This window comes from Allobosea sp. GW821-FHT03A12 (assembly GCF_058986765.1).
Window position 1 is genome coordinate 799,308 of sequence record NZ_JBYSVZ010000001.1, and the last position, 17,871, is coordinate 817,178.

Below are 17,871 nucleotides of genomic sequence, written 5' to 3' on the forward strand. Positions count from 1 at the left end.
GTCCTGCCCCAGCCTTCCAATGGGTGTAAAGTGATTTGCTGGTGTTTTCATTAGAAGATTAGCGACCTAACATCCGATTCTCGGCTATCGGAGCTGGAAGGGTGGTTGATCTTTGTTCCTATCGGAACCAAGTCATGCATGCCCCTGGCTTCGATTGCTCACCACCGCTTTCAGGATCCGGTCGATGTCACTGCCGCGCCGGTGCCAGCTCGCCTCGCGCACGACATAGCTCACACCATTGGCGCCCATCGCCTGTACCGCCTCAGGACTTTCGGCGAGCTGACTGACCGCGGCGGCCACTTGCTCGGGCGCCGCCGCCGGAACGATCAGGCCAGCCTCATTGGCCGTGACGATCTCGGCCTGGAAGGGCAGGTCGCTGGCGATCACCGGAATGCCGCAGGCCATCGCCTCGAACAGCTTGAGCGGCGCGACGCCCGAGGCCGAGCGACCATCCTGGTCCTCGATCACGCAAAGCGCGGCGAGCGCACCGCGCAGCAGGGCCGGGACCGCGTCATAGGGCTGCCGGCCGAGCCAGAGCAGCCTAGGGTCGGCCTTCGCGGCTTCGACCGTGCCGCGCTCGATGCCGTCTCCGACGATGACGAGTTTCACATCCGCCGGCCAGGCCGGCTCCTGCAGCGCCGCCAGCATGGTACCGACTCCGTGCCAGGCGACGAGGCCCCCGACGAAGATGATATAACGGCCGGGGATATCGGCGCGCGGGCCGTCCGGCCTGAACAATTCGGTGTTGGCGCCGTTCGAGACGACGTCGACGCGGCTATGGCCCGCGAAGGCGCGCGCCCATTGCGCCAGGCCTTCGGTGACAGCGACCAGATGGGCGGCCATGCGGTATTGCGCCCGGTAGAGCCAGGCGAAAACTGGTGAGAACGGCTTCAGCGCCGGATAGGTCACGCCGATATCGGCCGGCTTGCCGTTGATCTCCTGAACGACCGGCAGCTTGCGCCAGCGCGCCCAGAGCGCGAGCGGCAGCGCCATGAAATGCGAGCGGACGAAGACGGCGTCGAACTCGCGCAAGCGGCGTCCCAGGGTGAGCTGGACCCGGCCGTAATCGAGCAGGCGCTGCAGGAAGGAGGTGCGCGCGCTGGCCCCGCCACGCGTCGTGGCGAAGAGCTCGACCTGCCAGCCCGATTGTCTCAGGCTGGCGATGATCTCGTCGATATGGGTCTGTGAGGCCTGTCCCGGCCGCGGCGTCTCGAGCGAGAGATAAGCCAGCCGAAGCGGCCGGCTCATGCCACCGCGGCCGTCGGCGCTGCCAGGGCCTCGCGCACGGCGGCGATGATGTAGTCCTGCGTGGCTTCGTCGAGATAGGGGTGCATCGGCAGCGCCACGACCTCCTGCGCGACGCGCTCGGAGATGGGCAGGCCGTTGCCGGCGACCGGGAAGTGCTTGTAGGCGGTCTGCTGGTGCAGCGGCTTGGGGTAGTAGACCGTGGTCGGCACGCCCTTGGCCTTCAGCGCCGCCTGGAAGGCGTCGCGGCGGTCGGCGTCGACGCGGATCGTGTACTGGGCCCAGGTCGAGACGCTGTCCGGCATGATGTAGGGCGTCGTGACCAGGTCCTTCAGCGCCGCGGTGTAGCGGGCGGCCACAACCTGGCGCTGCTCGATCTCCTCGGCATAGACCTTGAGCTTCTCGATCAGCACCGCGGCCTGGATGGTGTCGAGCCGCGAATTCACGCCGACGCGGACGTTGTCGTATTTGTAGGAGCCTTTGCCGTGGAAGCGCAGCGAGCGCAGCAATTCGGCATGCTCGTCGCTGTCGGTCAGGATCGCGCCGCCATCGCCATAGCAGCCGAGCGGCTTGGCCGGGAAGAAGCTCGTGGTGGCGAAGTCGCCGATCGCGCCGGCGATGCGGCCCTTGTAGCGGGCGCCGTAGCCTTGAGCCGAATCCGAGATCAGGACGAGGCCGTTCTGCTTGCAGAAGGCTTCGATCGGCTCGTAATCGCAGGCCTGGCCAAAGAGATCGACCGTGATCAAAGCGCGCGGCTTGAGCTCGTGCTTGCGGGCGGTCTCGAGCGCGGCGCCGATCGCCTTCGGGTCGAGGTTGTAGGTGGCTTCATCGATCTCGGCGAAGACCGGCGTCGCGCCCATCCAGGCCACGACCTCGGCCGTGGCGGCGAAGGTGAAGCTCGGGCAGAGCACCGCGTCGCCCGGGCCGATGCCGAGGGCTTCGAGCACCAGGATCAGTGCGTCGGTGCCGTTGGCGACGCCGATCGCGTGCTTGGCACCGCAGAAGGCGGCAAGACCGGCCTCGAACTGCCCGACCTGCTCGCCGAGGATGTAGTTGCCGTCGTGGACGACCTTCAGGATGGCCTCGTCCATCGCCTTGCCGATGCGCTGGCGCTGGGCCTTGAGGTCGATGAACTCGATCGCGGGACGCTCGCTCATCAGACGATCTCCTCCAGGGTATCGGGCCCGGTCTCGCGATAGCGCCGACCGGTTTCGGGGCAGGTGAGGTCGGGGCCGAGCTTGGCGCCGTCATGGCTCATCCAGCCGATGCGACGCGCCGGCACGCCGGCCATCAGGGCGAAGTCGGGCACGTTCTTGGCCACCACCGCGCCGGCGGCGATGAAGCAATAGGCGCCGAGTGTGTGGCCGCAGACGATGGTGGCGTTGGCGCCGATGCTGGCGCCGGTCTTGACCAGCGTCTTCCGGAATTCCGACTTGCGGTTCAGGAAGGCGCGCGGGTTGTTGACGTTGGTGAAGACGCAGGACGGGCCGCAGAAGACGCCGTCCTCGAGCACGACGCCGTCATAGAGCGCGACATTGTTCTGGACCTTACAGCCGTCGCCCATGCTGACGCGCGGGCCGACCATGACGTTCTGGCCGAGGACGCAATCCTTGCCGATCGCCGTCTGGCCGAGGACGTGGACGAAGTGCCAGATCTTGCTGCCGGCGCCGATGGTCACGCCGTCGTCGACATAGGCGCTCTCATGAATGGCCACGCCGGGAAAGCGCGGATCGTCACGCATCTGCGACGCGGCCATCGCCTGTCAGTCCTTCAGATACTTGTCGACGAAGGCGTGGCGCTCGCCATTGGCGACGATCGGGAGCGTCCGGAACTGCGAGACCACCTCGACGCAGAAGCGGACGTCGTCGAGACCATAGCCACGGCCGGCGAGGATCTCCTCGTAGCTGCGGGTGTGCAGGTCGGTGAACCCTTCCGAGAACTCGACCTCCTCGCCATCGACGGTGATCGAGCGATAGGTTGTCTTCTTGCCCTTGGCGGCGTCCGGCAGGTCGTTGGCGTCGACCGAGAGGAACCAGCGCACATCGGCCTTCTCGTAGGAGAGCAGGCCGCCGGCGCGCTCGGGCTGGCGCAGGCTCGCGGTCTGCGACTGCAGCGGGCCGAAGACATAGGCGAGCATGTCGAAGAAATGGACGCCGATATTGGTGGCGACGCCGCCCGACTTGGCGTCCTCGCCCTTCCAGGAGGCGTGGTACCAGCGGCCGCGCGAGGTGATGTAGGTCAGGTCGACGACATGGCGCTCGTTCGACTTGGCGATACGCTCCTTCAGCGCCTGGATCGCCGGGTGCAGGCGCAGCTGCAGGATCGTGTTGATCTTGTGGCCGGTCTGCTGCTCGATCTCGGCGAGGCCGTCGATGTTCCAGGGATTGAGGACGAGCGGCTTCTCGCAGATGACGTTGGCGCCGGCGCGCAGGCCGAAGCGGATATGGGCGTCATGCAGATAGTTCGGGGAGCAGATGCTGACATAGTCGATCTGCTCGCCGCGGCGACGCAGCTTGTCCACATGGCGGTCGAAGCGCTCGAACTCGGTGAAGAAATGCGCCTGCGGGAAGTGGCTGTCGATGATGCCGACGGAATCGTTGGGATCGTAGGCCACCTTGAGGTCGCCGCCATTGGCCTTGATCGCCGTCATGTGGCGGGGAGCGATGTAACCGGCGGCGCCGATCAGCGCGAAGCTCGTCATGATTATCCGTCTCGATCTGGTGTATGAGCCGGCCGGACAGGCCCCGCCGGCGCCGTTCTATCAGGCCTTGAAGACGTTGTCCGCCTTGATGCCGGCGCGGGCGCAGGCATTGCGGGTGTCGACCACCAGCTTCGAGCCGGCGACGATCGCGTGATAGTCGACGTCGTCGTGGTCGGTGGCGATCAGCACGGCGTCGAAGCCGGCGAGCGAGGCCTTGTCGACGCCGGTGCTCTTGCGGCCGGTCAATTCGGCATGCTCACGCGTCGGCGGGATCACCGGGATGAAGGGATCGTGGAACTCGACATGGGCGCCGCGCTTCTCGATCAGCTCGATCAGCTTGAGCGAGGGGCTCTCGCGCATGTCGTCGATGTTCTTCTTGTAGGCGATGCCGAGGACGAGGATCTTCGCGTCGCTCAGGTTCTTGTGGCCCTTGGAGTCGAGCAGCTCGGCGAGCTTGTTGACCACGCGATAAGGCATGCGCGTGTTGATCTCGCCGGCGAGCTCGATGAAGCGCGTGGCGACGTCGTATTCGCGCGCCTTCCAGGTCAGGTAGAACGGGTCGATCGGGATGCAGTGGCCGCCGAGGCCGGGGCCCGGATAGAACGGCATGAAGCCGAAAGGCTTGGTCTTGGCGGCGTCGATCACCTCCCAGACATCGACGCCCATGGCCTCATAGACGACCTTGAGCTCGTTCACGAGGGCGATGTTGACGGCGCGGAAGATGTTCTCGGTTAGCTTGACCGCCTCGGCCGTCGCGGTCGAGGAGACCGGGACCGCCTTGACGACGAGCGCGCCGTAGAGCGCGAGCGACATGGCGAGCGCATCGGCGCCGTCGCCGCCGACGACCTTGGGAATGGTCGAGGTGCCGAAATCGGGATTGCCCGGATCCTCGCGCTCCGGTGAGAAGGCGAGGAAGAACTCCTCGGCGCTCTTCAGGCCGGTCGCCTTCTCCAGGATCGGGCGCATGACCTCGTCGGTGGTGCCGGGATAGGTGGTCGATTCCAGCACGACGAGCTGGTCCTTGCGCAGGCGCCTGCCGATCGCCTCGGTGGTCTTCACGACATAGGACAGGTCCGGCTCGCGATATTTGGTCAGCGGCGTCGGCACGGCGATCAGCAGCGCGTCGGGCTCGGCCATGCGGTCGAAATCGGTGGTGGCGACGAACTTGGCGGACTTGGCGCCCTCGACGATCAGGTCCATCGGGATGTGCTTGATCGCGCTGCGGCCGGCGTTGAGGTCGTCGACGCGCTTCTGGTCGATGTCGAAGCCGATGACCTTGATGCCCTGGCGCAGGGCCGCGAGAGCGAGCGGAATGCCGACATAACCGAGACCGACGATGCCGATGACGATGGAGCGGTCGTTGACGCGATCGATGAATCGCTGCGCGGCTGGCGAAGTCACAGTGCACTCCGGGAATGACGGCAAGAAGGGCCAGCGGCCCTATTTCTTGGGCGTGCTTCTTCCAGACTTGCCATACCGCGTCAATATCCGCGCACCATTATCCGCCGCGAAGTCGGCCTGGCGGCCGGGCGCGCGAAAGCGCTGACCGATACCAGAGTCAGACCTTCGTTGTCCTGCCGAAATGCGGCCGAATAGTCTCGCGCTCGACCGCAGGATCGAGAAGATTCCGCTAGGTCAGGCTGGGTTTCCGATGGCTTCGCAGTGAACTGGCCGCCGGGCGGGCGTTCAGTGGATCTCCGGTTCCGCCACCTTGGCCGTGCCGACGAGGTAGTCGAAATCGCAGCCCTTGTCGGCCTGCTGGATATGGGCGGCCGACATCTTGCCCCAGCCGCGCGGGTAGTCGCGGTCGGGCGGCGACCAGCTCTTCAGGCGCTCGACGATCTCGGCATCCGACAGGTTGACCGAGATGCTGCGCGCCTCGACGTCGACGCTGATGATGTCGCCGGTCCTGACCGCCGCGAGCGGGCCCTTGATATAGGCCTCCGGCGCGATGTGGAGGACGCAGGCGCCGTAGCTGGTGCCGGACATGCGGGCGTCGGAGAGCCTGAGCATGTCGCGCACGCCCTGCTTCAGAAGCTTCTTAGGGATCGGCAGCATGCCCCATTCCGGCATGCCGGGGCCGCCGACCGGGCCGCAATTCTTCAGCACCATGACATGGTCGGCGGTGACGTCGAGGTTTTCGTTGTTCACCGCCTTCATCATCGCATCATAGTCCTCGAAGACGAGGGCCGGGCCGGAATGCTTGAGCAGGCGCTCCTCGGCGGCGGACGGCTTGATGACGCAGCCGCCGGGGGCGAGGTTGCCCTTGAGCACGGCAAGGCCGTTGGCGGTCGAGACCGGCTTGTCGAGCGGGCGGATGACGTTGTCGTCATAGACCTGCGCGAGCGCGATCGTCTTGGAGAGCGGCTTGCCGGTCACCGTCATGGCGCCGGTGTGGAGCTTGCTCTCGAGCTGCTTCAGCAGGGCGGGTAAGCCACCCGCATAGAAGAAATCCTCCATCAGGAAGTCGCCCGAGGGGCGCAGGTTCGCGATCACCGGGACCTTGCGCGAGAAGGCGTCGAAATCGTCGGGGGTCAACGGCACGCCGGCGCGGCCGGCCATGGCGACGAGATGGATGATGGCGTTGGTCGAGCCGGCGACCGCCATGTGGACGGTCAGCGCATTCTCGAAGCTCTCGCGGGTCAGGATGCGGTCGGGCGTCAGGTCTTCCCAGACCATCTCGACGATGCGCTTGCCGGAGGCGGCGGCCATGCGCGGATGGGCGGCGTCGGCGGCGGGGATGGCGGAAGCGCCGGGCAAGGTGAGGCCCAGTACCTCGGCATGGCTCATCATGGTCGCGGCGGTGCCCATCACCATGCAGGTGCCGTGCGAGCGGGCGATGCCGCTCTCCATGTCGCGCCATTGCGCATCGGAGATGTTGCCGGCCTCCTTCTCGGCCCAGTACTTCCAGACATCGGCGCCGGAGCCGAGCGTCTTGCCGGCCCAGTTGCCGCGCAGCATCGGCCCGGCCGGCACGAAGATGAAGGGCAGGCCGGCGCTGCAGGCGCCCATGATCAAAGCCGGGGTGGACTTGTCGCAGCCGCCGAGCAGCACGGCGCCGTCCAGGGGATGGGAGCGGATCGACTCCTCCGCCTCCATCGCCAGGAAGTTGCGATAGAGCATGGTCGTCGGCTTCTGGTACTGCTCCGAGGCCGACATCACCGGGATCTCGACCGGGAAACCGCCGGCGGCCCAGACCGCGCGCTTCACCGCTTCGGCGCGGTCGCGCAGATGGGTATGGCAGGGGTTGATCTCGGACCAGGTGTTGAGGATGCCGATCACCGGCTTGCCCATGAACTCGTCATGGTTGAGGCCCATCTGCAGCGCCCGCGAGCGGTGCCCGAAGGAGCGCAGGTCGCTGGCGCCGAACCAGCGCTTCGAGCGCAGCGTGTCGGGCGTCTTGCGGGGATGGGGCATCGGCGTTTCCTCAGTGTGTTCTTTGTTAACTCAACGACTTGTCATTCCGGGGCGGCCCGCAGGGTCGAACCCGGAACCCATGACTGGGTGAAACGACTTTCACTAGACGAGAGGCTCACCCGGTCGTGGGTTCCGGGTTCATCGCTGCGCGATGCCCCGGAATGACAGAGGCTACTCCGCCGCCGCGCGCTGGCTGCCCCAGTTTCCGACGATCCTGCGCAGTTCGACGCGCTCGCTCTCGTTCAGCTCCGGCAGGCCGGGCAGGCGCACCGGGCCGACATTGGTGCCGAGCAGGCCGAGGGCCTCCTTGACCACGGTGACGTTGGCGCCGTTGCCGTACTTCGTCCGCAGCGTCTCGAAGCCGGCGATCTCGTCGACCAGGCGGCGGGCGAGCTCGTAATCGTTGACCTCCAGCGCCTGCCAGATCGCCAGCGAGCGCTCGGGCGCGACATTGACTAGGCCCGAGGTGAAGCCGCGGGCGCCGAGTGCGTGGAAGGGCGCGGCCCAGCCTTCGGCGAGGCCGCAGATCCAGTTGGCGCTCGAGCCTTGCGTGGCGCGGACGCATTCGGCCAGCAGCATCATGTTCGGCGAGGCGAACTTGACGCCGGCGACATTGGGATGGGTCGCGACGCGGGCGAGATCCTTCACGCCGATCGCGTCGGAGCGGATATAGGCGACGAGCGGGATCGTCAGCGCCTCGGCGATGGCGAGGATGTAGTCGGCCTGCGAATGCGGCGCGGCGAAGGGGTCGAGCGGGTGATGCACCATCACCGCATCGCAGCCGGCCGTAGCGGCGAGCTTGCCGGTCGCGATGGCCTCGCGCAGCGAGCGGCCGATGCCGGCGGTGACCAGCGCCCTGCCGGCGGCGGCCTCCGCAGCCACGGCATGGCTGCGCACCACCTCGTCGGTCGTCATCGGATAGAACTCACCGGTATTGCCGGCCGAGACGATGTTGTGGATGCCCGCCGCGGCGATACGCGCGACGATCTTGCCGGTCAGCGCCCAGTCGGCCTCGCCATCGCCCTTCCAGGCGGTGACATGCACGCCCGAGATGCCGCGCAGGCCGCTGCGAACCCTGTCACTCATCGTAATCCAATCCTTCCGCATCGGCGCCGAAGACCTGGCGCACATGGCTCTTGGCGGAGCGCACGATATGGCTGCGCATGCGCTGCTCGGCCCTTGCCGGCTCATGCGCGCGCAATGCCTCGAAGATGCCGCGATGCTCCTCGAAGCCCCTGGCGCGCTCGCTGGGCTCACCGAGCAAAGCGATGCGCTGGGCATGGTCGTACATGCGCTGGCCGTCGAGCCGGCGCTCCAGATAGCCGCAGCCCGAGATGCGGTGGATCATGCCGTGATAGGCCTCGTTCAGGTTGACGAGGTCTTCCAGATCGCCGTGCTCGGTCGCGTGCGCCATCTCGTCGATCAGGCGGGCCATCTCGGCGATTTCGCCGGCGCTGATCCGGTTGGCGGCGATGTGGGTCATGACGCTTTCGAGCGCGGCGCGGCCGAGCGCCATCTCCAGCGCCTGGCGTGCCGAGAACTCAACGAAGACACCGCGGCGCGCCTCGGTTCGTACCAGGCCCTCGCTCTCCAGCATGCGGATCGCGTCCTTCACCGGCGTGGTGGAGACCCCCAGCATGTCGGCGAGCTGGCGCTCGTTCAGCCGTTCGCCCTCGCGGAACTTCCCCGCGACGATCGCCCGGCGCAGGCGCTCGTGCACATGCTCGCGCAGGGAGCGCAGCAGATGCGGCGAGACGGGTTCGATGGCGAGTGCGTTTGACATCCCAGATCCTCTGGCGAGGCAGCGGCACGATTCGATGCCGGGGCTGACCCGTTGCCATTGCCTCACCAGACACCACAAAGCGCAAGCGACATCAAGTCTGAAATTTCAGATTTCAAATCTGGAATTGCGTGCTATGGAGTCGAGCAAGACGGCCGCAAGACGCCGGAACGGCAAGGGCCGGATGGATAATGACGAGGGAGGATTGGATGACATCGATCACACGCCGCAGCCTGCTCGCCGGAGCCGGCGCCATGCTGGCCGCGCCGGCTTTGGCACAGGGCGGCTATCCCGGGAGCAGGGTCGTCACCATCGTGGTGCCCTTCGCAGCGGGCGGCACGACCGACCTGCTCGGCCGCATCCTGGCGGATCGGCTGGGTGCGCGCCTCGGCGGCAAGTTCATCGTCGAGAATCGGGTCGGGGCCGGCGGCAACACCGGCGCGGCGGCGGTCGCGAAGGCAGAGCCCGACGGCTACATGCTGACCATGGGCACGGTCTCCAGCCATGCGATCAACCCGGCCGTCTATACGAAGATGCCCTATGACCACATCAAGGACTTCGCGCCGATCTCGCAAGTGGCGAGCGTGCCGAACCTGCTGATGGTCAATGTCGACCTGCCGGCCAAGACCGTGCCGGAGCTGGTCGAACTCCTGAAGAAGAACCCGGGCAAGTACTCCTTCGGCTCCTCGGGCGCAGGAACCTCGACCCATATGGCTGCAGAGCTGTTCAAGGTCTCGACCGGCACCGACATGGTGCATGTGCCGTACCGGTCGAGCGGGCAGGTGACGCAGGACCTGCTCTCCGGCCAGATCCAGTTGACCTTCGACAACATCACCATCGCCTGGCCGCATGTCGAAGCCGGCAAGATCCGCGCGCTGGCTACGGCGACGCCGAAGCGGCTGGCGGTCGCGCCCGATCTGCCGGCGCTGTCAGAGTTCATCCCGGGCTATGATGCCAGTTCCTGGCACGGTTTCTTCGCGCCGTCGAAGGTGCCGCCGGAGATCGTCGCCAAGCTCTCGACCGAGACGCAGGCGATCATGCGCGAGCCGGCGGTGATCGAGCAGCTGAAGAAGCTCGGCGTCGAGCCGGTCGGCTCCAGCCAGGCCGAGTTCACCGCCCATATCGCCAGCGAGACCAAGCGCTGGGCCGAAGTGGCACAGAAGGCGAATGTGAAGATCGAATAAGCTAGGCGCTTGCCCGCTTCCTCCTCCGTCATTGCGAGGAGCGGAGCGACGAGGCAATCCAGGAAGACGTAGAGCTCTGCCGCCCCTGGATTGCTTCGCTGCGCTCGCAATGACGATTCCCGCTCTCTCAACGAGTATTGGCTCATGACATCGACTGCGCTCACCCCCGAAAACCGCGAGAAGCTGAAACGCGTCTCGACCGCGACCCTGACCACGGCGCTATTCAAGCGCGGCCTGCGCAACCAGTTCATCCAGGATGTGCGCCCGCTGAACCCGTCAGCCCGCATGGTCGGCGAGGCCTTCACCCTGCGCTATATCCCGGCACGAGAGGACCTCGACCATCTCAGCGTGTTCGAGGGCACGCAGCATCCGCAGCGCGTCGCGGTCGAGACCTGCCCGCCCGGTCATGTCATGGTGATCGACAGCCGCAAGGACCCGCGCGCGGCGTCCGCCGGCGGCATCCTGGTGACGCGCCTGATGCAGCGCGGCGTGGCCGGCGTGGTGACCGATGGCGGTTTCCGCGACAGCCCGGACATCGCGACGCTCGGTTTCCCCGCCTATCACAACCGGCCGAGTGCCCCGACCAACCTGATCCATCACCACGCGCTCGACATCAACGCGCCGATCGGCTGCGGCGATGTGCCCGTCTATCCCGGCGACATCGTCGTCGGCGACGGCGAAGGCGTCTGCGTGATCCCCTCTCATCTCGCCAACGAGGTCGCGGCCGAGGCTTATGAGCAGACCGCCTATGAGGACTTCGTCGAGATGAAGGTGCGGGAAGGGCATGGCATCTTCGGCCTCTACCCGGCCAATGCCGAGACCAAGGCCGAGTTCGCCAGATGGCGGGCGGACTGGAAGTGACGCAGCCTGCCGGCGGCCTCAGGCTGCCAGCAGCTCCCGCACCATCGGAATGACCTGCCGGCCATAGAGCTCGATGCAGCGCAGCAGCTTGTCCTGCGACAGGGGGCCGGCGCTGATCTTGAGCTGGAAGCGCTGGAGGCTGAGCGCCTTCACCGTCGTGGCGATCTTGCGCGCGACGGTCTCGGGCGAGCCGAGATAGAGCGAGCCGCCCGAGACCTCGCGCTCGAACTCCTCGCGCGATACCGGGCCCCAGCCGCGCTCGGCGCCGATGCGGTCACGCATCGTCTTGTAGGCGGGAAAGAATTCCTCGGCAGCCTGCGCATCGGTCGCGGCGACATAGCCCGGCGAATGCACGCCGATCGGCCGCTCGGCCTGGCCGAGCCGTCCCATCGCGTCGCGGTAGAGCTGGGCGTAAGGGGCGAAGCGCTGGGCCGGGCCGCCGATGATGGCGAGCATCAGCGGCAGGTCGTAGCGCGCAGCCCGCACCACCGATTCCGGGCTGCCGCCGACGCCGATCCAGGTCGTCAGCTCGCCTTTTTCGATCGGCGGGAAGACCTGCTGGTCGCGCAGCGGCGAGCGCAAGGAACCTTCCCAGGTCACGCTCTTCTTGCGGAGAAGCTCGACGAAGAGGTCGAGCTTCTCCTCGAACAGCACTTCGTACTGGCGCAGATCAAAGCCGAAGAGCGGGAAGGATTCGGTGAAGGAACCGCGGCCGAGGATGACCTCGGCGCGACCGTTCGAGAGCGCATCGACCGTCGAGAAGCGCTGGAAGACGCGGATCGGGTCGTCCGAGCTCAGCACGGTGACGGCCGATCCCAGGCGGATGCGGCTCGTGCGCGTTGCGATGCCGGCGAGCACGGTCTCGGGCGAGGACACCGCGAAATCGCCGCGGTGATGCTCGCCGATGCCGAAGAAGTCGATGCCGATCTCGTCGGCGAGCACGGCCTGGTCGACCAGGTCGCGGATCACCTGCGCATGCGAAAGCAAAGTGCCGTCCGGGCCGGCGGTGACGTCGCCGAAGGTGTCGAGGCCGAGCTGGAGGGATACGGGCATAAGCGAGATCCGGGATTGACGCGATAGGCCGGGGAGCCGGCGCCCGCGCCATCTGGCGCTGGCATCGCCGCCGTTCAAGATGCGCCAGATCAAGTCGCATTTTGACGGAACCGTCAAAATGCGAAAACCGTGATCGATTCTAGAGGTTTAGAGCATTGCTTCTGCGAAAAACCGGTTCCCACTTTTTCGCGCAATGCTTTAGCGCCGAGGGGTCTATGCGAATTCGCCAAAATCGGTACCATGCGGAACAATAATCTTCGCCTCACCCCCCATTTGGGTGTGGCGGGACACAAGCGATTGCTGTTGCCTCGGCGCGCTCCGCGGAAAGCGGATTCGAGCGCAATTGCACAGGGGGAGAGCTTCATGGACGGCGAGGCTGTGGCCGAGAGCGATCGCTCGATCGTCGGCAATCCGATGCTGCTGCCGTTCTATGACCTGTCCTTCGAGGAAATCGAGCTGCTGTGCCAAGTGACGGCGGAGCAGCGCGAGGGCTCTGGGGGGAGCATCGACGGCGCATGGTTCGCGAGTTTCATGAACGCACGGAAGGAGCCGGCGCGATAGGCGAGGCACTTCTTGTCGCGCTCGGCATGGTCGCCCTCGCAGCGGCAGCCTGGTGGGCGACGAACCGGTGGCGGCTTTAGAGGCGCCGCCTGCAAATCACGCCGCCGGTTCCAGCCGGGCGCGGCCGAGGACCATGACGCGATCGACCTGGAAGCCGCAGCGCTGAAACGCATCATGATCCTGTGGCCAGGCGGCCGAGCGCTCCAGCGAGATCGCGATGCGCGGCAGGTCGAGCTGTGCCGCGAGCTGGTTGGCGAAGCGCAGCAGGGCGTCGACGAGACAGGTTCCAGGCAGCCGCATCATCGCGATCTCGGAGATTTCCAGCGTCGTGCCGCCGGTGATCGTGCGCGCGACGCGGAAGCCGAACAGGGCATGCGGCATGCCGCGCGCGTCGCGCAGGCTGAAGACGCCGCGCGGCTGGGCTCCGTCCTGCGAGTTGTCGCGCAGGAAGGCGGCCCAGCCATCCGGCGTGACCTCAGGATGCAGCAGGGCGACGAGCCCGTAGACCGTGTCGGCGCTGCCGGGCAGGATGCGCGCGACTTCGAAGATGTCATCGCCCATCACGTGCGGCTCTCCCCTGTTTCGAGGCAGCAACCTCGTTTCGCAGGGCCTGTCGCCGCATTGATCTGGATCAAATCCGAGGAGCTGCGGCGGGACGCGCGCTTTGTTGGCTTTCGCCCATGCGGTAAGCTCCGCGCATGAGCAGGAAGGTGCGATCGTGAACTGTCAGCCCTCGGCGTGCAGCGCCGCAGCCCGCGGCGAAGGCGGATGCCGCAACTGCATGGTCCGCCTGGTCAGCGTCTGTGCCTCCCTGACCGACGACGAGCTCGCTCTGCTCGAACAGCTGGCGATGCCGACGCATTTCGCTTCCGGCGACACGCTGTTCACACAAGGCTCCGAGGCGCATTGCGTCTACAACGTCACCGCCGGCGTCGTGCGGCTCTACAAGCTCCTGTCGGATGGCCGCCGCCAGGTCGTCGGCTTCGCGCTGCCCGGCGACTTCCTCGGGCTCGCCATGCGCGACGCCTATGGCTTCTCGGCCGACGCGATCGGCGACGTCGCGGTCTGCGCCTTCTCGCGTGGGGCCTATACCGCGCTGGTCGACGCCAAGCCGCATCTGCTCAAGCGCCTGCACGAGTTCGCGACGCATGAGCTGACGCTCGCCCATGAGCAGATGATGCTGCTCGGCCGCCGCACCGCCGAGGAGAAGCTGATCTGCTTCCTGCTCGGCATGCAGCAGCGCTGGGCCAGGCTCGGCAAGCCTTCGGTGACGGTGCCGCTGCCGATGACGCGGCAGGACATCGCCGATTTCCTCGGCCTGACGATCGAGACGGTGAGCCGCACCTTCACGCGCCTCGCCAAGGAGAAGACGATCCTGATCGTGCCCGGCGGCGTGCGCGTGATGAACCCCGAGCGGATGCACGCCGTCGCGGCGTGAGCGAAAATTGCTGCGCCGCCCTGCCGCAGCTCGCCCTTTCCTTCCCTTGACCTGGATCAAAGCCCCCCGCTTCCCCGGCCGTTAAGCCTCCCATCGAGGGCGCGACCTCTGCGCCTGCGATGAAGCGGGAGTCGGATGTGACGGCGACGACGAGCCCTGTCCGGGCAATGACGGTCGGCGAGATGATCGGGATGCTGATCGCGGGCGCCAGCGTGCTGCCGCTGATCCTGATCGGTGCCCTGACCGAGAACCCCGGTTACGCCTTCCATGCCCTGCTCGGCGCAGCCGCTGCCGTCGTCGGCCTGATCCTGATCGGCAATCGCTGCTTCGACGGCTCGCTCGCAGTCGAGCCCCAGGAGATCGACGGCAAGCCCAACTACAATATGGGGCCGGTCAAGTTCGCGACCGTGGCGGCGATGGTCTGGGGCATCGCCGGCTTCACCGTCGGGCTGATCATCGCATTGCAGCTCGCCTTCCCGGTGCTGAACTTCGACTTGCCCTGGACCAATTTCGGCCGGATGCGGCCCCTGCACACCTCGGCGGTTGTCTTCGCCTTCGGCGGCAACGTGCTGATCGGCACCTCGTTCTACGTGGTGCAGCGCACCTGCCGGGCCCGCCTCGCCGGCGACCTTTCGCCCTGGTTCGTCGTGCTCGGCTACAACCTGTTCATTGTCATCGCCGGCACCGGCTATCTGCTCGGGATCACCCAGAGCAAGGAATACGCTGAGCCGGAATGGTATGCCGATCTCTGGCTGACCCTGGTCTGGGTCGCCTATCTCCTGGTCTTCCTGTTCACGCTGAAGAAGCGTCGGGAGCCGCATATCTATGTGGCGAACTGGTTCTATCTCGGCTTCATCCTGACCATCGCGGTCCTGCATGTCGGCAACAACGTCGCCGTGCCGGTCTCGATCCTGTCGCCGAAGTCCTACGGGCTGTGGTCGGGCGTGCAGGATGCGATGTTCCAGTGGTGGTACGGCCACAACGCGGTCGGCTTCTTCCTGACCGCCGGCTTCCTCGCGATCATGTACTACTTCGTGCCCAAGCGCGCGGAGCGGCCGATCTACAGCTACCGGCTCTCGATCATCCATTTCTGGGCTCTGATCTTCATCTATATCTGGGCCGGCCCGCACCATCTCCACTACACCGCGCTGCCCGACTGGGCGCAGACGCTCGGCATGACCTTCTCGATCATGCTGTGGATGCCCTCCTGGGGCGGCATGATCAACGGCATCATGACCCTGTCGGGCGCCTGGGACCGGCTACGCACCGACCCGGTGCTGCGGATGATGGTGGTCTCGCTCGCCTTCTACGGCATGTCCACCTTCGAGGGGCCGCTGATGTCGATCAAGGCGGTGAACGGGCTCTCGCACTATACCGACTGGACCATCGGCCACGTCCATTCCGGCGCGCTCGGCTGGGTCGCCTACATCTCCTTCGGCGCGATCTATTGCCTGGTGCCCTGGCTGTGGAACCGCAAGGGGCTCTACTCGCTCAAGCTGGTGAGCTGGCACTTCTGGGTCTCGACCCTCGGCATCGTCTTCTACATCACGGCGATGTGGGTCTCTGGGATCCTGCAGGGCCTGATGTGGCGGGCCTACACCTCGCTCGGCTTCCTCGAATACGCCTTCATCGAGACCGTCGCGGCGATGCACCCGTTCTACGTGATCCGGGCGCTCGGTGGCGCGCTCTTCCTGATCGGCGCGCTGATCATGGCCTTCAATCTCTGGATGACCGTGCGCTGCGAGGAGGCTGCAGACACGCCGCAGGCCCATGCGCTGCCGCCGCGCCAGCTCGCCACCGCTTGAGGACCATCATGACGAGCATAGACCACAAGCCGCCGCGCCGCTCGCTCTGGGCCAAGCACAAGATCTTCGAGACCAACTCGATCATCCTCGCCCTCGGCACGCTGCTGGTGATCTCGATCGGCGGCCTCGTCGAGATCGCGCCGCTGTTCTATCTCCGGAACACGATCGAGACGGTGCAGGGCATGCGGCCCTATACGCCGCTTGAGCTGGCCGGACGCGGCATCTATGTGCGCGAGGGCTGTTACAACTGCCACAGCCAGATGATCCGGCCGTTGCGCGACGAGGTCGAGCGCTACGGACACTATTCGCTCGCGGCCGAGAGCATGTACGACAAGCCCTTCCAGTGGGGCTCGAAGCGGACCGGGCCGGACCTCGCCCGCGTCGGCGGCAAGTATTCCGACGAATGGCAGAGGGCGCATCTGGCCGAGCCGCGCGCGATCGTGCCGCAGTCGATCATGCCGGGCTATCCCTTCCTGGAGAAGACCGAGCTGAAGTTCGGGGACATCGCCGACGAGCTACGCGCCAACCGCGCCGGCGGCGTGCCCTATAGCGACGAGATGATCGCGCAGGCTGAGGCCGACCTGAAGGCGCAGGCGACGCCGGACCATCCCGGCCAGCTCGACCTCGAGAAGCGCTATCCCAAGGCGCAGTCGCGCGATTTCGACGGCAATCCGCAGCGCATCACCGAGGCCGACGCCCTGATCGCTTATCTGCAGGCGCTCGGCACGATGGTCGACTTCAAGCTCTACGACGACAAAGCCAACATCCGCTGAGCCCGATCATGCAAACGACCTATCACTGGCTCGCCGGCTTCGCCCAGTCCGCCGGGCTCCTCTACTTCGTCGCCGTCTTCCTCGGGGTCTGCGTCTACGCCTTCTGGCCGAAGAACCGCGCCCGCTTCGAAGAAGCCGCGCTCAACCCGCTGCGCGAGGACTGACCGATGGACCAGAAGCACGACGATCCGCATGTCGATGCCGCCACCGGCTACAGCACGACCGGCCATGAATGGGACGGCATCCGCGAGCTCAACACGCCGCTGCCGCGCTGGTGGCTCGGCATCTTCTACGCCACGATCGTCTGGTCGATCGGCTACTGGATCGTCTACCCGGCATGGCCGCTTTTGACCGACGCGACCAGGGGCGTGATCGGCTATGCCAGCCGCGCCGACATCAGCGCGGACATGGCCAAGCTCAAGGCGCAGCGCGCGGCGCAGGCCGCCGGCATGGCGGATGCCACTCCGGCGCAGATCAAGGCCGACCCGACGCTGTTCCAGATCGCGATGGCGCAGGGCAAGGCCGCCTTCGGCGACAATTGCGCGGCGTGCCATGGCGTCGGCGGCGCCGGCGCCAAGGGCTACCCCAACCTCAACGACGACGACTGGCTCTGGGGCGGCTCGCTTCCGGCGATCCAGCAGACCATCCGCCACGGCATCCGCGTCGCCGGCGACAACGACACCCGCGTCAGCCAGATGCCGGCCTTCGGGCGCGATGGCGTGCTGAAGCGCGAGGAGATCCTCGCCGTCGCCAGCCATGTCCGCGAGCTTGCCGGCCTGCCGACCGAGCCGAAGGCGAATCTTGCGCTCGGCCGTAAGGTCTTCGCCGACAACTGCGCCGCCTGCCATGGCCCTCAGGCCAAGGGCAACCAGGAGCTGGGCGCGCCCAACCTCACCGACGCGATCAGCCTCTACGGCATGGACATGGCCTCGCTGACCGAAACCATCAGCAACAGCCGCAACGGCGTGATGCCGGCCTGGGCCGGGCGGCTCGACGAGACCACGATCAAGGCGCTGACCGTCTATGTCCACTCGCTGGGGGGAGGACAGTAGC

Annotated in this window: 18 protein-coding genes; 8 read left to right on the forward strand and 10 right to left on the reverse strand. The window is 66.4% G+C overall.

Annotated features, from left to right (window positions below):
• Positions 1-132: 132 nt before the first annotated feature.
• The 8 genes from AC3WLC_RS03740 to AC3WLC_RS03775 form a co-directional block, all read right to left on the reverse strand.
• Positions 133-1,248: a glycosyltransferase gene (locus tag AC3WLC_RS03740; protein ID WP_493682591.1), complete on the reverse strand. Its 1,116-nt coding sequence runs from the start codon at positions 1,246-1,248 to the stop codon at positions 133-135.
• Positions 1,245-2,402, reverse strand: coding sequence for a DegT/DnrJ/EryC1/StrS family aminotransferase (locus AC3WLC_RS03745; RefSeq protein WP_493682592.1), 1,158 nt, complete (start codon positions 2,400-2,402; stop codon positions 1,245-1,247). The genes AC3WLC_RS03740 and AC3WLC_RS03745 overlap by 4 nt, the downstream gene beginning before the upstream one ends.
• Positions 2,402-3,001, reverse strand: a complete 600-nt coding sequence (locus AC3WLC_RS03750) for an acyltransferase (protein WP_493682593.1) — start codon at positions 2,999-3,001, stop codon at positions 2,402-2,404. The genes AC3WLC_RS03745 and AC3WLC_RS03750 overlap by 1 nt, the downstream gene beginning before the upstream one ends.
• Positions 3,002-3,007: 6 nt before the next feature.
• On the reverse strand, positions 3,008-3,946 hold the full coding sequence (locus AC3WLC_RS03755) for a Gfo/Idh/MocA family oxidoreductase (RefSeq protein WP_493682594.1): 939 nt from the start codon (positions 3,944-3,946) through the stop codon (positions 3,008-3,010).
• 60 nt (positions 3,947-4,006) lie between these two features.
• Positions 4,007-5,347, reverse strand: a complete 1,341-nt coding sequence (locus AC3WLC_RS03760; RefSeq protein WP_493682595.1) for a nucleotide sugar dehydrogenase — start codon at positions 5,345-5,347, stop codon at positions 4,007-4,009.
• Between the two features lie 285 nt (positions 5,348-5,632).
• Complete coding sequence (gene araD, locus AC3WLC_RS03765) at positions 5,633-7,363, reverse strand: L-arabinonate dehydratase (RefSeq protein WP_493682596.1); 1,731 nt, start codon at positions 7,361-7,363, stop codon at positions 5,633-5,635.
• Between the two features lie 171 nt (positions 7,364-7,534).
• Entirely contained in the window at positions 7,535-8,449 is a 915-nt protein-coding gene (locus tag AC3WLC_RS03770) for a dihydrodipicolinate synthase family protein (RefSeq protein WP_493682597.1), read from the reverse strand.
• On the reverse strand, positions 8,442-9,146 hold the full coding sequence (locus AC3WLC_RS03775) for a GntR family transcriptional regulator (RefSeq protein WP_493682598.1): 705 nt from the start codon (positions 9,144-9,146) through the stop codon (positions 8,442-8,444). The genes AC3WLC_RS03770 and AC3WLC_RS03775 overlap by 8 nt, the downstream gene beginning before the upstream one ends.
• A gap of 206 nt (positions 9,147-9,352) precedes the next feature.
• On the opposite strand from AC3WLC_RS03775, the gene AC3WLC_RS03780 reads away from it, so the two are divergent.
• Both AC3WLC_RS03780 and AC3WLC_RS03785 read left to right on the forward strand, forming a co-directional pair.
• A complete protein-coding gene (locus AC3WLC_RS03780) occupies positions 9,353-10,327 on the forward strand; it encodes a Bug family tripartite tricarboxylate transporter substrate binding protein (protein ID WP_493682599.1) in 975 nt (324 codons plus the stop codon).
• A gap of 144 nt (positions 10,328-10,471) precedes the next feature.
• Complete coding sequence (locus AC3WLC_RS03785) at positions 10,472-11,188, forward strand: ribonuclease activity regulator RraA (protein ID WP_493682600.1); 717 nt, start codon at positions 10,472-10,474, stop codon at positions 11,186-11,188.
• Between the two features lie 18 nt (positions 11,189-11,206).
• Here the strand turns inward: AC3WLC_RS03785 and AC3WLC_RS03790 are convergent, their stop codons facing one another.
• Positions 11,207-12,241, reverse strand: coding sequence for an LLM class flavin-dependent oxidoreductase (locus tag AC3WLC_RS03790; RefSeq protein ID WP_493682601.1), 1,035 nt, complete (start codon positions 12,239-12,241; stop codon positions 11,207-11,209).
• Positions 12,242-12,604: 363 nt separating this feature from the next.
• Between AC3WLC_RS03790 and AC3WLC_RS03795 the strand changes: the two genes are divergently transcribed.
• Positions 12,605-12,802 (forward strand): hypothetical protein, encoded by a 198-nt coding sequence (locus AC3WLC_RS03795; protein ID WP_493682602.1) that lies wholly within the window; start codon positions 12,605-12,607, stop codon positions 12,800-12,802.
• A 96-nt stretch (positions 12,803-12,898) separates the two neighbouring features.
• Here the strand turns inward: AC3WLC_RS03795 and AC3WLC_RS03800 are convergent, their stop codons facing one another.
• Positions 12,899-13,363 carry a hypothetical protein gene (locus tag AC3WLC_RS03800; RefSeq protein WP_493682603.1) on the reverse strand — a complete coding sequence of 155 codons (465 nt, stop codon included), beginning with the start codon at positions 13,361-13,363 and terminating at the stop codon, positions 12,899-12,901.
• A gap of 220 nt (positions 13,364-13,583) precedes the next feature.
• Here AC3WLC_RS03800 and AC3WLC_RS03805 point away from each other — a divergent pair, with 220 nt between their 5' ends.
• The 5 genes from AC3WLC_RS03805 (at position 13,584) to ccoP (ending at position 17,870) form a co-directional block, all read left to right on the forward strand.
• Entirely contained in the window at positions 13,584-14,240 is a 657-nt protein-coding gene (locus tag AC3WLC_RS03805; RefSeq protein ID WP_493682604.1) for a helix-turn-helix domain-containing protein, read from the forward strand.
• A 191-nt stretch (positions 14,241-14,431) separates the two neighbouring features.
• Positions 14,432-16,045 (forward strand): cytochrome-c oxidase, cbb3-type subunit I, encoded by a 1,614-nt coding sequence (gene ccoN / locus AC3WLC_RS03810; RefSeq protein ID WP_493683125.1) that lies wholly within the window; start codon positions 14,432-14,434, stop codon positions 16,043-16,045.
• An 8-nt stretch (positions 16,046-16,053) separates the two neighbouring features.
• Positions 16,054-16,818, forward strand: coding sequence for a cytochrome-c oxidase, cbb3-type subunit II (gene ccoO, locus AC3WLC_RS03815; protein ID WP_493682605.1), 765 nt, complete (start codon positions 16,054-16,056; stop codon positions 16,816-16,818).
• A gap of 8 nt (positions 16,819-16,826) precedes the next feature.
• Entirely contained in the window at positions 16,827-16,982 is a 156-nt protein-coding gene (locus AC3WLC_RS03820; protein WP_091837401.1) for a cbb3-type cytochrome c oxidase subunit 3, read from the forward strand.
• 3 nt (positions 16,983-16,985) lie between these two features.
• Positions 16,986-17,870 carry a cytochrome-c oxidase, cbb3-type subunit III gene (gene ccoP / locus AC3WLC_RS03825; RefSeq protein WP_493682607.1) on the forward strand — a complete coding sequence of 295 codons (885 nt, stop codon included), beginning with the start codon at positions 16,986-16,988 and terminating at the stop codon, positions 17,868-17,870.
• Position 17,871: the final 1 nt, after the last annotated feature.

Coding starts and splice junctions, on each gene's coding strand:
- ccoP (WP_493682607.1), top strand. CDS start 16,986: ATGGACCAGAAGCACGACGATCCGCATGTCGATGCCGCCACCGGCTAC.
- AC3WLC_RS03820 (WP_091837401.1), top strand. CDS start 16,827: ATGCAAACGACCTATCACTGGCTCGCCGGCTTCGCCCAGTCCGCCGGG.
- AC3WLC_RS03785 (WP_493682600.1), top strand. CDS start 10,472: ATGACATCGACTGCGCTCACCCCCGAAAACCGCGAGAAGCTGAAACGC.
- AC3WLC_RS03740 (WP_493682591.1), bottom strand. CDS start 1,248: ATGAGCCGGCCGCTTCGGCTGGCTTATCTCTCGCTCGAGACGCCGCGG.
- AC3WLC_RS03755 (WP_493682594.1), bottom strand. CDS start 3,946: ATGACGAGCTTCGCGCTGATCGGCGCCGCCGGTTACATCGCTCCCCGC.
- AC3WLC_RS03780 (WP_493682599.1), top strand. CDS start 9,353: ATGACATCGATCACACGCCGCAGCCTGCTCGCCGGAGCCGGCGCCATG.
- AC3WLC_RS03800 (WP_493682603.1), bottom strand. CDS start 13,363: ATGGGCGATGACATCTTCGAAGTCGCGCGCATCCTGCCCGGCAGCGCC.
- araD (WP_493682596.1), bottom strand. CDS start 7,363: ATGCCCCATCCCCGCAAGACGCCCGACACGCTGCGCTCGAAGCGCTGG.
- ccoO (WP_493682605.1), top strand. CDS start 16,054: ATGACGAGCATAGACCACAAGCCGCCGCGCCGCTCGCTCTGGGCCAAG.
- AC3WLC_RS03750 (WP_493682593.1), bottom strand. CDS start 3,001: ATGGCCGCGTCGCAGATGCGTGACGATCCGCGCTTTCCCGGCGTGGCC.
- AC3WLC_RS03790 (WP_493682601.1), bottom strand. CDS start 12,241: ATGCCCGTATCCCTCCAGCTCGGCCTCGACACCTTCGGCGACGTCACC.
- AC3WLC_RS03795 (WP_493682602.1), top strand. CDS start 12,605: ATGGACGGCGAGGCTGTGGCCGAGAGCGATCGCTCGATCGTCGGCAAT.
- AC3WLC_RS03775 (WP_493682598.1), bottom strand. CDS start 9,146: ATGTCAAACGCACTCGCCATCGAACCCGTCTCGCCGCATCTGCTGCGC.
- AC3WLC_RS03805 (WP_493682604.1), top strand. CDS start 13,584: ATGGTCCGCCTGGTCAGCGTCTGTGCCTCCCTGACCGACGACGAGCTC.
- AC3WLC_RS03770 (WP_493682597.1), bottom strand. CDS start 8,449: ATGAGTGACAGGGTTCGCAGCGGCCTGCGCGGCATCTCGGGCGTGCAT.
- ccoN (WP_493683125.1), top strand. CDS start 14,432: ATGCTGATCGCGGGCGCCAGCGTGCTGCCGCTGATCCTGATCGGTGCC.
- AC3WLC_RS03745 (WP_493682592.1), bottom strand. CDS start 2,402: ATGAGCGAGCGTCCCGCGATCGAGTTCATCGACCTCAAGGCCCAGCGC.